15 protein-coding genes are annotated in these 12,531 nt (G+C 48.4%); 9 read left to right on the forward strand and 6 right to left on the reverse strand.

All coding sequences use genetic code 11. The features are described from left to right. Positions 1-71: 71 nt before the first annotated feature. The 9 genes from MHI30_RS17890 (at position 72) to MHI30_RS17930 (ending at position 7,706) form a co-directional block, all read left to right on the forward strand. The gene (locus MHI30_RS17890) at positions 72-815 is read left to right on the forward strand and encodes a metal ABC transporter ATP-binding protein (RefSeq protein ID WP_075751381.1); all 744 of its coding nucleotides are present in this window, start codon (positions 72-74) and stop codon (positions 813-815) included. Next, positions 815-1,675 (forward strand): metal ABC transporter permease, encoded by an 861-nt coding sequence (locus MHI30_RS17895; RefSeq protein ID WP_075751382.1) that lies wholly within the window; start codon positions 815-817, stop codon positions 1,673-1,675. The genes MHI30_RS17890 and MHI30_RS17895 overlap by 1 nt, the downstream gene beginning before the upstream one ends. Before the next feature lie 27 nt (positions 1,676-1,702). Further along, complete coding sequence (locus MHI30_RS17900) at positions 1,703-2,632, forward strand: metal ABC transporter substrate-binding protein (protein WP_075751383.1); 930 nt, start codon at positions 1,703-1,705, stop codon at positions 2,630-2,632. Positions 2,633-2,736: 104 nt separating this feature from the next. Further along, positions 2,737-3,063: a four-helix bundle copper-binding protein gene (locus MHI30_RS17905; RefSeq protein ID WP_255220641.1), complete on the forward strand. Its 327-nt coding sequence runs from the start codon at positions 2,737-2,739 to the stop codon at positions 3,061-3,063. Positions 3,064-3,172: 109 nt separating this feature from the next. Next, positions 3,173-3,952 (forward strand): MurR/RpiR family transcriptional regulator, encoded by a 780-nt coding sequence (locus MHI30_RS17910; RefSeq protein ID WP_003185233.1) that lies wholly within the window; start codon positions 3,173-3,175, stop codon positions 3,950-3,952. A gap of 83 nt (positions 3,953-4,035) precedes the next feature. Then, the gene (pfkB, locus tag MHI30_RS17915; RefSeq protein ID WP_009329594.1) at positions 4,036-4,950 is read left to right on the forward strand and encodes a 1-phosphofructokinase; all 915 of its coding nucleotides are present in this window, start codon (positions 4,036-4,038) and stop codon (positions 4,948-4,950) included. 13 nt (positions 4,951-4,963) lie between these two features. Then, the gene (locus MHI30_RS17920; RefSeq protein ID WP_075751385.1) at positions 4,964-6,364 is read left to right on the forward strand and encodes a fructose-specific PTS transporter subunit EIIC; all 1,401 of its coding nucleotides are present in this window, start codon (positions 4,964-4,966) and stop codon (positions 6,362-6,364) included. Between the two features lie 6 nt (positions 6,365-6,370). Continuing rightward, positions 6,371-6,829, forward strand: coding sequence for a PTS sugar transporter subunit IIA (locus tag MHI30_RS17925; RefSeq protein WP_075751386.1), 459 nt, complete (start codon positions 6,371-6,373; stop codon positions 6,827-6,829). Positions 6,830-6,854: 25 nt separating this feature from the next. Next, on the forward strand, positions 6,855-7,706 hold the full coding sequence (locus tag MHI30_RS17930; RefSeq protein WP_065644314.1) for a tagatose bisphosphate family class II aldolase: 852 nt from the start codon (positions 6,855-6,857) through the stop codon (positions 7,704-7,706). A gap of 60 nt (positions 7,707-7,766) precedes the next feature. On the opposite strand, the gene MHI30_RS17935 is transcribed toward MHI30_RS17930, so the two are convergent. From MHI30_RS17935 to MHI30_RS17960, 6 genes are all read right to left on the reverse strand, one after another. Further along, positions 7,767-7,898: a hypothetical protein gene (locus MHI30_RS17935; protein ID WP_256700593.1), complete on the reverse strand. Its 132-nt coding sequence runs from the start codon at positions 7,896-7,898 to the stop codon at positions 7,767-7,769. Beyond that, positions 7,895-10,330 (reverse strand): heavy metal translocating P-type ATPase, encoded by a 2,436-nt coding sequence (locus tag MHI30_RS17940; protein WP_075751387.1) that lies wholly within the window; start codon positions 10,328-10,330, stop codon positions 7,895-7,897. The genes MHI30_RS17935 and MHI30_RS17940 overlap by 4 nt, the downstream gene beginning before the upstream one ends. A 36-nt stretch (positions 10,331-10,366) precedes the next feature. Then, positions 10,367-10,576 carry a copper chaperone CopZ gene (gene copZ, locus MHI30_RS17945; protein WP_003185250.1) on the reverse strand — a complete coding sequence of 70 codons (210 nt, stop codon included), beginning with the start codon at positions 10,574-10,576 and terminating at the stop codon, positions 10,367-10,369. 94 nt (positions 10,577-10,670) lie between these two features. Further along, the gene (gene csoR / locus MHI30_RS17950) at positions 10,671-10,973 is read right to left on the reverse strand and encodes a copper-sensing transcriptional repressor CsoR (protein WP_003185252.1); all 303 of its coding nucleotides are present in this window, start codon (positions 10,971-10,973) and stop codon (positions 10,671-10,673) included. Between the two features lie 123 nt (positions 10,974-11,096). Further along, positions 11,097-11,648: a DJ-1/PfpI family protein gene (locus MHI30_RS17955; RefSeq protein WP_003185255.1), complete on the reverse strand. Its 552-nt coding sequence runs from the start codon at positions 11,646-11,648 to the stop codon at positions 11,097-11,099. An 85-nt stretch (positions 11,649-11,733) separates the two neighbouring features. Next, positions 11,734-12,495, reverse strand: a complete 762-nt coding sequence (locus tag MHI30_RS17960) for a DeoR/GlpR family DNA-binding transcription regulator (protein ID WP_075751388.1) — start codon at positions 12,493-12,495, stop codon at positions 11,734-11,736. Positions 12,496-12,531 lie beyond the last annotated feature (36 nt).

The following is a 12,531-nucleotide window of genomic DNA, read 5'->3' on the forward strand; positions in this document are numbered from 1 at the left end:
AATATTACCGGAACAAAAATATTGTATTCAGGTTAACTTTCATATAGACATAGAAAGGGGTTAATGAACCTATGAAACCCGCGATTACTGTAAAAGATTTATATGTTTCTTATCACGGCGCTGAAGCGCTCCGCGATATCAATTTCTCGCTCGATCAAGGAATGATGGCGGGCATTATCGGACCGAACGGCGCAGGAAAATCAACGCTGTTGAAAGCCATGCTCCAATTGATTCCAAAGGATAAAGGCGACGTCCGTCTGCTCGGAAAACCGCTCAAAGATGTACGCAAGCAAATCGCCTATGTTCCGCAGCGGAATGATATGGATTGGACGTTCCCGATCAATGTCCTCGACACCGTCATCCTCGGCACGTATCCTGAACTCGGCCTTTTCAGACGTCCGAAAAAACGCGATAAAGACTGGGCATATCACTGTCTAGAAAAAGTCGGGATGGAAGCATACGCCAAGCGCCAGATCGGTGAACTGTCAGGCGGGCAGCAGCAGCGCGTTTTTCTCGCCCGGGCGCTCGCCCAAAAAGCAGAGCTGTTCTGTCTTGACGAACCGTTCGTCGGAATTGATGTGACGAGCGAAGAAATGATTGTCAGCATCTTAAAGGAACTTCGTGATGAAGGAAAGACCGTTCTTGTCGTCCATCACGATTTGAGCAAAGCGGACAGCTACTTTAATGAATTAATTTTGCTGAACAAAGAGCTGATTCAAAAAGGCCCTGTCTCCGACATCCTCAATCCCGACGTGATGATGAAAGCCTATGAATCTCAGCTGCCGTTCCTGCAATCGAAAAGAGGTGCGATCTGATGGAGTTTATCCATGGTTTGATGGAATATTCGTTTCTGCAAAAATCGCTGTTCACATCGATTATGGTGGGCATCATTTGCGGCGTCATCGGCTGCTTTATCATTCTCAGGGGAATGGCGCTGATGGGAGATGCGATTTCACACGCGGTTCTTCCCGGCGTCGCCATCTCATATATGCTCGGCGTCAATTTTTTCTTCGGCGCCGTCTTTACGGGCATCCTGACGGCTCTCGGAATCGGCTATGTCAGCCAAAACAGCCGGATTAAAAACGATTCGGCCATCGGTATCGTCTTCACAGCCTTTTTCGCCGTCGGGATCATTTTGATCACGCTTGTCAAAAGCTCAAGCGATCTGTACCACATCTTATTCGGAAATGTGCTGGCCGTTCGTTCATCCGACATGTGGATCACGCTCGTCATCGGAGTCATTATTCTTACCGCCGTCTTTTTGTTTTACAAAGAGCTGCTCATCACCTCTTTCGACCCGACGATGGCGGCCGTCTACGGCCTGCCGAACCGGCTGATTCACTACTTTTTAATGACGCTTTTAACGATGGTCACGGTCGCATCGCTTCAGACCGTCGGCATTATCCTCGTCGTCGCGATGCTGATCACGCCTGCCGCAACCGCTTATTTATTAACGGACCGGCTGTGGGTGATGATCTATTTGTCCGCTTTCCTCGGCGCTTTGTCAGCGGTCGTCGGTCTTGGATTAAGCTATACGTACAACCTCTCCTCAGGAGCGGCGATCGTGCTCGTGGCTACGATTTTGTTCGGACTTTCCTTTACATTTTCACCGAAACAAGGCGTGCTTTGGAGAGCTTTGAAATCAAGAAGAAAACGGGCAGCACTTCAATCATAACCGCAATTTAAAGGGGGAAAACAAAACATGAAGTGGAAGCAAACATTAGCCATTGCGGCGGCATTGATCCTTGTTCTCGCCGCCGGCTGCTCCTCGAAAAGCAGCAGTGAAGAAAACGGAAAACTAAAGGTCGTTACCACCTACTCCATTCTCTATGACATCGTCAAACAAGTCGGAGGAGATCACATCGATTTATACAGCATTGTACCTGTCGGAACAGACCCGCACGAATACGATCCGCTGCCTAAAGACGTGCAAAAAACGACGGACGCCGATATCGTCTTTTACAACGGCCTCAATTTGGAGACAGGAAACGGCTGGTTTAACAAGCTGCTGGAGACAGCTGAAAAAGACAGCGATGACGCCCCTGTCTACAAGCTGAGCAAAGGGGTCAAGCCAAAGCATCTCACTGCCAAAGGTAAAGAAACGGAAGAAGATCCCCATGCATGGCTCGATATAGAAAACGGGATTCAATATGCCAAAAACGCAAGAGATGCGCTGATCAAAAACGATCCCGACCATAAAGAAGATTACGAGAATAACGCTGAAGCCTATATCGGCAAGCTGCAAAAGCTTCATGATGAAGCGGTGAACCGCTTTAAAGATATACCGAAAGAGCGCCGCGTCCTTGTGACAAGCGAAGGAGCTTTTAAATATTTCGCTTCGGCCTACGGCGTCGACGCGCAGTATATTTGGGAAATCAATACCGAAAATGAAGGAACTCCCGGTCAGATGAAAAAAATCGTCGACACCGTAAAGAAAAAGGACGTCCCGGCCTTATTCGTGGAGACAAGCGTTGACCCGCGGAGCATGGAAAGCCTGTCAGCGGAAACGGGCGTGCCGATTAAAGCAAAAGTCTTCACCGATTCGATCGGAAAGCCCGGTGAAGCGGGAGATTCCTATTATAAGATGATGAAAGAAAACCTTGACCGGATCCATCAAGGCCTCGCCGAATAACCAATGAACTGCTGTACAGGATGTACAGCAGTTTTTTTCTTATGTTTTTCCGATTTTAAAGCAGGGTACAACGAAGGGAAAACGAGGAAAAAGGAGTGTGTTTCGTGAAATCTGGATATGAGGAATGCATCAAAGCCTGCCGAGAATGTCTTGAAGCCTGCAACCACTGCTTTGACAAATGTCTGATGGAAGAAGAGGCTGGGATGATGGCCGAATGCATCCGTCTTGACCGGGAATGCGCGGAGATGTGCGGTTACGCAATTCAAGCCATGACGCGCAACAGCCCGTATGCCGAAGATATTTGCCAGCTTTGCGCAAAGGTTTGCGAAGCTTGCGGCAATGAATGCAGCCAGCACAAGCATGACCACTGCCAATTTTGCGCTGAAAGCTGCTTTGCATGCGCGGAAGCGTGCAGAAAAATGACTTCTTAACTTGAAACATCCGGCCCTCGAGCCGGATATTCTTATGTAGGAAATGTTTATTTTTTCTCCTTCCCCCTTTCTAAACTGATACAATATGACTATAAAAGGGGGTTTTATCATGAAAGACAGCGTGTTTCAAATGACTTCTGACACATATCAATCTCTCAGCGATTCAGAACGGCATTTGCTCGAGTACATTTATCAGCACTTAGACGTCATCGCCACTTTATCGATTGTAAAATTAAGCGAGGATGCAAATGTTTCAACAGCCACGATTGTCAGGTTAATGAAAAAACTCGGATATGACGGCTACACTTCTTTTAAGTATGCATTAAAAGAAAAACACCACCTCGGACACGCTCCGCTGATGGATGATATCGACAGCCAAATTAAACAGGCCGTGCTAAAGAATGAAAGAGAAGTTCTGGATACGATTAAGATGCTTGATATCGGGTTGATCGAAGATGCCATTCAAAAAATCAGCAATGCCGAAAAAGTTTACATCTTCGCAAGAGGATTGTCTGAAATGATTGGAACCGAGATGACGATCAAGCTTCAGCTGCTCGGCAAAAACTGCGAGATGCACAGCGACCCGAATATTATCAGAGGAAAGTCAAAAACACTGGCCAAAAAAGACCTCGGCCTTTTTGTTTCCTTGAACGGCGAGACAGAAGAGCTTGTTGAAGCCGCTCAAAACTTCAAATTGCAAGCCATTTCCACCATTACATTAACGACAAGGATCGATTCGCGTCTTGCGAAATTATCAGAGATCGTACTGGTCGGGTTTAAAGGGGAACAATCATTTTTTCCCGATTATGAAGTCCGCTCTCGCCTCCCTCTGCAAGTCCTCTCCCGCATCATGCTGGACTCATATGTCATCCGCACCGCTCATAGCTGAAAACCTTTACACAACCTGTAAACATCCCCCCTTTCATCTGTGACATAATGTCTGTGAAGCCACATATAAAGGGGGGATACAGCATGATCTATACATGCACGATGAACACCGCAGTCGACTTATTCGTTGAAACCGACGAGCTGCTTCCCGATGTTGTCAACCGTACTAAAGATGAAGATTATCAGCCAAACGGAAAAGGCGTCAATATTTCATTTATGCTCAAGCGCCTTGGTCTTGACAATACCGCGCTTGGCTTTACAGGCGGATTCACCGGGCGTTTTATTGAAAATGAACTGCTGAATGAAAAAATCGTCACAGACTTTGTCGAAGTCGAAGGCATCTCACGGATCAATATTTTTATCAATTCAACCCGGGAATTCAAGATTGTAAACAAAGGACCGCTCATATCTGAAGCCCGAAAACAGGAGCTGATCAACAAAATCCGTCAAATCCCGCCGGGCCGCTTCTTATTTATTTCAGGCAGTCTTCCGAGAGGAGTCCCTGATGACATGTACCTTTCGCTTTCCGAGATTGCCGCCGAAAACAAACTGAAATTGATCTTGGATATCAGTTCTCCCGTCCTATTAGATTGTCTTTCATACCATCCTTACCTGATTAAGCCGAATGAACAGGAGCTTGCCGCATTTTTCAGCCGGAAGAAAGCGCTGTCCGAAGAAGAAATCATCCATTGCGGAAAGGAACTTCTCGACCGCGGCGCTGAAAGGGTTCTCATCTCCCGCGGCAAAGACGGAGCCCTTTATTTGGACCGCCAAAGAACATTAAAAGCGACCGCCGCTAAAGGCAAAGTTGTCAATACAGCATGTGCCGGCGATGCCATGCTTGCCGTATTCGTCGGAAAACAGGAGCTCGGCTGTTCCGTTCCTGAAGCACTCAGGCACGCCTCTGCCGCCGGTTCCTTGACGGCATTCTCGAAAGGACTCGGTGATGTGTCCAAACTCGATCAAACCGCTTCACAAATTCAAATCACTCATTTATAAAGGGGGTTTTCTTATGAAAAAGTTCAAAATCATCGCGGCAACCGGCTGTCCAACAGGAATTGCCCATACATTTATGGCTGAAGAGGCCTTAAAACAGGCCGCCGCCAAACTGGGTGTAGAAATCAAAGTCGAAACACACGGACAAATCGGCGTCCAAAACGAACTATCGCCAGAGGACATTAAACAAGCCGACGGGGTCATTGTCGCGGCTGACAAAGATGTAGACGCCGAGCGTTTTGCAGGCAAACGCGTCCTTGACGTCCCGGTTGCGCGGGGCATCCGAGATGCGGAATCTTTAATTCGGGCGCTGATGAACGGCGAAGCGCCGATTTACCGCGGACAAACAACGGCAAAAACAGAGGATGAACCCCAAACAGGCGAATCCGCTTCCATCGGCCGTAAAATATATAAACATTTGATGAACGGGGTTTCCCACATGCTCCCATTTGTCGTCGGCGGAGGGGTTTTGATTGCACTTTCCTTTTTATTCGGCATCCATTCAGCGGATCCTGAACATCCAAGCTACAACGCTTTTGCCGAATTGCTGAATAAAACTGGTGCCTTCGGCTTCCAGCTGATGGTTCCGATTTTATCCGCCTATATCGCCGATTCAATGGCAAAACGCCCCGGCCTGATTGTCGGTTTTATCGGCGGCATGATCGCCAGCACGGGCGGAGCGGGTTTTCTGGGCGGCATCGTATCCGGTTTTTTGGCGGGACTGATCATTTACGGCCTCTCGCATGCACTTAAAAAAATGCCTCAGTCACTTGAAGGACTAAAAGCAATTTTTCTTTATCCGGTTATCGGCATTTTTCTGATCGGTGCGGTCATGTTTTTCCTCGTCGAGCCGATGACGGCCATCAATGAAGGGATGAAGGACTTTTTAGCCGATTTTCAAGGGGCGAACCCCGTCATTCTCGGCTTGATTATCGGCTGTATGAGCGCATTTGACATGGGCGGTCCGGTCAATAAAGCCGCTTATGTCACCGGCACTGCTCTTCTCGCTGAAGGGAACCAATATTTCATGGCAGGCGTTTCCGCCGCGTGCATCACACCGCCGCTCGTCATTGCGTTTGCCACTTTGCTTTTCCGCAAATATTTCAGCCAGCAGGACCGAAATGCAGGGCTTGTCAATTTTATTCTCGGCGCCACTCATATTACCGAAGGTGCTATCCCGTTCGCCGCAAAAAAACCGATCCCTGTCATTCCGATTTTGATGATCGGCTCTTCGGTATCGGCGATATTAACATACTCATTCGCAGTTCAAGTACCTGCCCCGCACGGCGGATTTCTTGTACTTCCCGTTGTCACAGGAGCCTTTCAATGGGTGTTGTCAATTATCATCGGATCGCTTATCGGCGCCTTCTTATACGGCTTTTACCAAAAACGGACATATGAAAAACAGAAAGGCTGATCAAATATGGGCACAGCAGCTTTAATCAAAAAAGAGCACATCTATCTTCAAGAAACGTTATCTTCCCAAGCGGAAGCATTTGACCGGGTGGCTCAGATCGCATATGAATCGGGAGCCGCCCAAACAAAACAAGCGGTCATTCACGGATTGGCACAAAGAGAGGCTGAAAGTACGACCGGCTTCATTGAAGGCTTTGCCATTCCCCATGCAAAACTGAAGGACATCACAGAAGCATCTGTCATCATCATTCAAAACCAGACGGGAATCGAATGGAACGCGCTTGATCAAAACCCTGTCACATTTATCATTGCTTTATTGATACCAGATGCCGAGGCAGGCAGCACACATCTCAATCTATTATCATCGGTGTCTCGCATGCTTGTTCACGAAGATGCGAGGCAGCAGCTGCTTGAAGCCTCGAGTCCTGACGATATTCTGAACACCTTTTCGAGCTATATATCCTAATTTTGATCAGAAAGAAGGAATCGATATGCTGACAAATACGAAGAAAATGCTGTTGGACGCACAGACAAACGGCTATGCGGTGCCGGCCTTTAACATTCACAACCTTGAAACCGTGCAAGCCGTGACAGAAGCGGCTGAAGCCTTAAGGTCCCCCGTGATTCTTGCGGCTACTCCCGGAACCTTCAGCTATGCAGGCCGCGACTATATTCAAGCGATTGCAGAAACGGCCGCAGCGCGCTGCTCAATCCCGGTCGCCCTCCATCTCGATCATCATGAAGAGATTGATGATATTCGCGAGTCTTTATCATTAGGGACAAAATCTGTCATGATTGATGCTTCGCACCGTCCATTTGCCGAAAATACCGCAATTGTAGCGAGCGTCGTACAATATGCCCGGCAAAAAGATGCCACTGTAGAAGCCGAGCTCGGAAGGCTCGGCGGACAGGAAGATGATTTAATCGTGGATGAAGCCGACGCTTATTACACCGATCCGGATGCAGCAAAAGAGTTCGTCGAGAAAACCGGAATCGATTCACTGGCGGTGGCAATCGGTACAGCCCACGGGCTTTACTCAAAAGAGCCCAATATCGATTTTGACCGGCTGGCCGCGATTCAAAAACGGGTTTCAGTTCCGCTCGTCCTGCACGGCGCCTCAGGAATTCCGCAAGAAGATGTAAGAAAGTGCATCAAGCTCGGCTGTGCAAAAGTAAATATCGCGACTGAATTAAAAATTCCTTTTTCAGATAAACTGCGCCGTTATCTGCATGAACACACCGATGCAAGCGATCCAAGAAAATATATGACCCCCGCCAAAGAAGCCATGAAAGAAATCGTTCAGGAAAAGATTTTGATGTGTATGAGCAATAACAGATACTAATACAAAAAGCCGGATGTTCATTAACATCCAGCTTTTTAGCAAATCATCTGCTATGCTCTTCTAAAACATGACCGTCATGAGGCTTTTCATCGGGTATCGGTTCCTGAGCGCCAATATGCTGTATACGAGCATGACTATTCCTACATAAACAACCGCCGAAACCGTCCAAACGAGCACTGTCTTATCCTTCAAGACGGATTCCTCCAATCAAGCTTCACCTTTTGCAGCCTGAGTGCATTCAGAACGACCGAGACAGAACTGAACGCCATCGCGGCACCTGCGATCCACGGAGCCAAAAGCCCGACGGCCGCGAACGGAATGCCGATGCTGTTGTAGGCAAACGCCCAGAAAAGGTTTTGTTTAATATTTTTAATCGTCAGCCTGCTCATGAGGATCGCATCGGCGATGCTGTTTAAATCGCCGCGGATCAAGGTGATGTCGGCGGCTTCCATGGCGACGTCAGTCCCCGTTCCGATCGCCATTCCGGTATCGGCTGCCGCCAATGCCGGCGCATCATTGATGCCGTCGCCGACCATCGCGACTTTTTTGCCTTTTGCCTGGATTTTCTTCACTTCATCTGCTTTTCCTTCAGGCAGAACTTCTGCGATGACGTGCTGAATGCCGGCTTCTGCAGCAATCGCTTCTGCCGTCCGCCGGTTGTCCCCGGTGATCATGACGACTTCAAGCCCCATATCATGCAGCCTTTTCACCGCTCTCTTCGACGTGTCTTTTATCGTATCGGCAACGGCGATCAGCCCGGCAAACCGACCGTCGATGACGGCAAGCATCGCCGTCTTTCCTTGTGTTTCGAGCTCTTCCATTTCGCTGTGCGCCTCTTGAATGTCAATATCACGGCTTTCCATCAGCCGTCTTGTGCCGATCAAAATCCGTTTTTCATTGACTGCGGCTTCGATACCATAGCCGGGTATCGCTTCAAAGCTGTCTGCGGAGGCCGGTTCTATCTCTCTCTTTTTAACGCCTTCGACAATGGCTTCTGCAAGCGGATGTTCAGAGCTTTTTTCCGCAGCACCGATAAGCTTGAGAAACGATGTTTCATCGATCCATGGTTCAGGGCGCACATCTGTGAGCTGAGGCTTTCCATATGTGACCGTCCCCGTCTTGTCAAGCACGATCGTCTCCAAGCGGTGAGCCGTCTCCAAATGTTCGCCGCCTTTGAATAAAATTCCGAATTCAGCCGCACGGCCCGATCCGGCCATGATCGATGTCGGTGTTGCCAAACCGAGCGCGCACGGACATGCGATCACAAGCACCGCAATCAGCTTTTCCAGCGCCGTGCCGAATTCGCCGGGGCTAACCGCCAAATACCAGACGAAAAATGTGATGACCGCGATCGCCACGACAATCGGCACAAAAACCCCGGAAATCCGGTCTGCAAGCCGCTGAATCGGCGCTTTTGAACCTTGCGCCTCTTCCACGACTTTGATAATCTGCGCCAGCGCAGTATCTTTGCCTACTTTTTCTGCTCTGACTTTTAAAAATCCATTTTTATTGATTGTAGCACCGATAACCGGATCTCCAACCGTTTTGTCAACAGGGATGCTTTCACCGGTGATCATCGATTCATCCAGCGCTGAACGACCTTCGACAATCTCCCCGTCTGCCGGTACTTTTTCACCGGGCTTCACATACATGATGTCGCCTGCCAAAACGTTTTCAATCGGCACGGTCATCTCTTCGCCGTTCCTGACGACGGTCGCTGTCTTTGCCTGCAGCCCCATCAGCTTTTTGATCGCTTCGGATGAACGCCCTTTCGCTTTCGCTTCAAACAGCTTTCCTAAAATGATCAAAGTTAAGAGGATGGCGCTTGTTTCATAGTAAAGGCCGTCCGGATGCCGGTTTGTACCGAGGCTTTCAATGCTTAAATACAAGCTGTAGAAATAGGCGGCAGACGTGCCGAGAGCGACCAGCACATCCATGTTGGCACTTTTGTTCCGCAGCGCTTTATAAGCCCCAGTGTAAAACTGCTTCCCGACGATAAACTGAACCGGTGTGGCCAACGCGAACTGAACCCAGGGATCCATGAACATCCCCGGCAGCCATATAAATGACGTGAATTTGAAATGGCTGACCATTGCCCAGAGCAGCGGAAAAGACAAAATGGCTGAAAAAATAAATTTGCCGGTTTGACGCTGAATATCTTTTTCTCTTTGTTCCGCCCGACCGTCCGCAGTTCGGTCTTTTTTCAGCTCGAGCTTGTAGCCGAGCTTTTCAACGGCTTCGATCATCTCCTCCGGCGAAACCGCGCCAGCATGATAGTCGACTGTCGCAGTCTCAATGGCAAAGTTGACGGCGGCGCTTTTGACGCCAGACAGCTTGTTGAGGCGCTTTTCAACCCGGTTGGCGCAAGCCGCACACGTCATGCCGGAAACCGCAAATTCGGCTTTTTCCGCAGGAACTTGATAGCCGAGCGATTCGACTTTCTCAGCCAGCTGTCCGACTTCGATTTGCCCCGGATCATAAACGATTTTTGATTTTTCCAGCGCCAAGTTCACATTTGCGTCCTGAACGCCGTCAAGCCTTTTCAACCCTTTCTCGATCCGCGCCGCACAGGCGGCGCAGGTCATGCCAGAGATTTGGAGGGTGGCTTCTTTTTGTCCGTCCATATCCTTCACTCCTTATATACCCCTTGTAGGTATACATCAGCCTGCAACATCATACCCCTGGTCTTCGATCGTATCGATGATCTCCTTCAGCGAGACTTTGCCTGAATCAAACGATACTTCGACTTTGCCCTCGTTTAAATTCACTTTGACAGACTCCACTCCGCCAAGCTTTCCGACGTTTCCTTCTACTGCCTGAACACAGTGGTTGCAAGACATGCCTTCGACTTTCAGTGTTTTTTGTTCCATATTGAAAACCTCCTGTGGTTTGATGATATTGATCGGTTTTATATTACCATACCCCTGTAGGGTATTTCAAGAAAACGATTTTCTCTTTTTTCGTTCATGATTTTGAAAACCGTTTAAACACATCAAGCAGTTCCTCGATGGCTTCTTCTCCCTCACCGCTTTTAATCGCGTTTGCGACGCAATGGTGGGTATGATCCTCAAGCAGGCTGAAAGCAACCTTTTGCATCGCGGCTTGCACAGCTGAGATTTGAACGAGAATATCGACGCAGTAGCGGTCATTTTCAATCATCTTTTGAATGCCTCTGACCTGTCCTTCAATCCGCTTTAAGCGGTTTGTGATTTGTTCTTTTCCTTTAGAGCTTTTGGGATTTAACGCGTGTTCATGATGATCTGCCATCGGAACACCTCTCTTTCCTTTATATTTTGTCCAAGATCCCCATTGGTACCATTATAAAATGCGAAGCGGAACATGTCTAAAAAAAGAGACAACCCCGAACTGCTGCGGGGTCATCCCTGCATATTATTTGTTTAACGCTTTAAAAAATTCTCTCATAAACTCCGGCAGATTGGACCAGTCATGACCTGAGACCAGGTTGGCGTCCACATGAAGCTTCTCCTCGACATAAGTCGCGCCCGCGGCTTCGACTTCCGGTTTGCAGGCGATGTAAGCCGTCAGCTCCCGGCCTTTCAGATGTTCTCTCAGGCTTGTGAAAATCAGGCTCGCATGACAAATCGCGCCGACCGGTTTATTTTCCTCAAAGAAATGAGCAACGATTTTCAGCAGGGAATCGTACATCCGGATAAATTCCGGTGCGCGTCCGCCAGGAATGATGATGCCGTCGTATTCGGACGGGTCAATCTCATCAAATGAAGCATGCGCGTCAATTAAATAGCCCGGCTTTTCGGTGTATGTATCCCAATCCAGGAAGTCATGAACAACCGTATGAATCTTTTTCTTTTTCGGTGCGGCAATCGTCGTTTCATAGCCCTCTTCAAGACAGCGGTAATAAGGATAATACACTTCCAGCGCTTCAACTGCGTCGCCCGTTACGATCAAAATCTTTTTCGCCATCAAAAACATCTCCTTTCCATTTTCACTCTTCTATTTTATCCCATTTGCGCCTGATTTTAAAATCAAGTGCTTGAAAAGCTTGGTTTCAGCCGACGATCGTGATGGTCTCTGTTATGTCTTTCAAGAGGGCAAGGTTTGCTTTGTCAATTCCTGAATCTGTGATGATCCTGTATCCGTCATGAAGGCGATCGATTTGCGAAAAAGCACGGGTTCCGAATTTGCTGCTGTCCGCCATCAAAATCGTTTCGTCCGCAATCTCGATCATTCGTTTTTTCAACAGAGCCTGCATTTCGTTTGAATCGCTCAAACCGCTCGCAGGGTCGACGCCTTTGCAAGACAGAAATGTTTTGTTGACGTGATACATATCAAGGGAGCGCTCAGCCAAAGGGCCGACATATGACATCGATTGCGGCAGCAGCATCCCGCCAGTTGAAATAACCGTCACCTTTTCTTTTTTGCTGAGTTCAATCGCGACTCTGACTGAATTGGTGATGACGGTCAGCGGGATATTTTCAAGCGCTTTTGCCATGTACCACGCCGTCGTGCTCGCATCAAGAATAATCCGTTCCCCGCTTTTCACGTGCTTGACGGCTTCAAATGCAATCATCTTTTTTTCGTTTACGTTTGTAATTTCGCGCTCGCGAAAATGCACTTCTGCTTCTTCAGTCTGCACGCTGACCGCGCCGCCATGGCTTCTTTTCAGCTTATTTTCCTTCTCTAGATTTTCCAAATCGCGCCTGATCGTTTCTTCCGTGACAGAAAAAAGCTCGCTCAGTTCTGTGACGCGTACGCTCGAGCGCAGATTGACAAGCTCGACGATTTTTTGGTGTCTTTCAGCTACAAGCATCCGTTTACTTCCTTCCTTTTTTGGTAAAAGTCACTG

Source organism: Bacillus sp. FSL L8-0528, from assembly GCF_038593085.1.
Taxonomy (GTDB): domain Bacteria; phylum Bacillota; class Bacilli; order Bacillales; family Bacillaceae; genus Bacillus; species Bacillus paralicheniformis.

Excerpts from the sequence above, each read along its gene's own strand:
- MHI30_RS17940 (WP_075751387.1), bottom strand. The coding sequence starts at position 10,330 with ATGGACGGACAAAAAGAAGCCACCCTCCAAATCTCTGGCATGACCTGC.
- MHI30_RS17900 (WP_075751383.1), top strand. The coding sequence starts at position 1,703 with ATGAAGTGGAAGCAAACATTAGCCATTGCGGCGGCATTGATCCTTGTT.
- MHI30_RS17890 (WP_075751381.1), top strand. The coding sequence starts at position 72 with ATGAAACCCGCGATTACTGTAAAAGATTTATATGTTTCTTATCACGGC.
- pfkB (WP_009329594.1), top strand. The coding sequence starts at position 4,036 with ATGATCTATACATGCACGATGAACACCGCAGTCGACTTATTCGTTGAA.
- MHI30_RS17920 (WP_075751385.1), top strand. The coding sequence starts at position 4,964 with ATGAAAAAGTTCAAAATCATCGCGGCAACCGGCTGTCCAACAGGAATT.
- copZ (WP_003185250.1), bottom strand. The coding sequence starts at position 10,576 with ATGGAACAAAAAACACTGAAAGTCGAAGGCATGTCTTGCAACCACTGT.
- MHI30_RS17955 (WP_003185255.1), bottom strand. The coding sequence starts at position 11,648 with ATGGCGAAAAAGATTTTGATCGTAACGGGCGACGCAGTTGAAGCGCTG.
- MHI30_RS17930 (WP_065644314.1), top strand. The coding sequence starts at position 6,855 with ATGCTGACAAATACGAAGAAAATGCTGTTGGACGCACAGACAAACGGC.
- MHI30_RS17925 (WP_075751386.1), top strand. The coding sequence starts at position 6,371 with ATGGGCACAGCAGCTTTAATCAAAAAAGAGCACATCTATCTTCAAGAA.
- csoR (WP_003185252.1), bottom strand. The coding sequence starts at position 10,973 with ATGGCAGATCATCATGAACACGCGTTAAATCCCAAAAGCTCTAAAGGA.
- MHI30_RS17910 (WP_003185233.1), top strand. The coding sequence starts at position 3,173 with ATGAAAGACAGCGTGTTTCAAATGACTTCTGACACATATCAATCTCTC.
- MHI30_RS17895 (WP_075751382.1), top strand. The coding sequence starts at position 815 with ATGGAGTTTATCCATGGTTTGATGGAATATTCGTTTCTGCAAAAATCG.
- MHI30_RS17960 (WP_075751388.1), bottom strand. The coding sequence starts at position 12,495 with ATGCTTGTAGCTGAAAGACACCAAAAAATCGTCGAGCTTGTCAATCTG.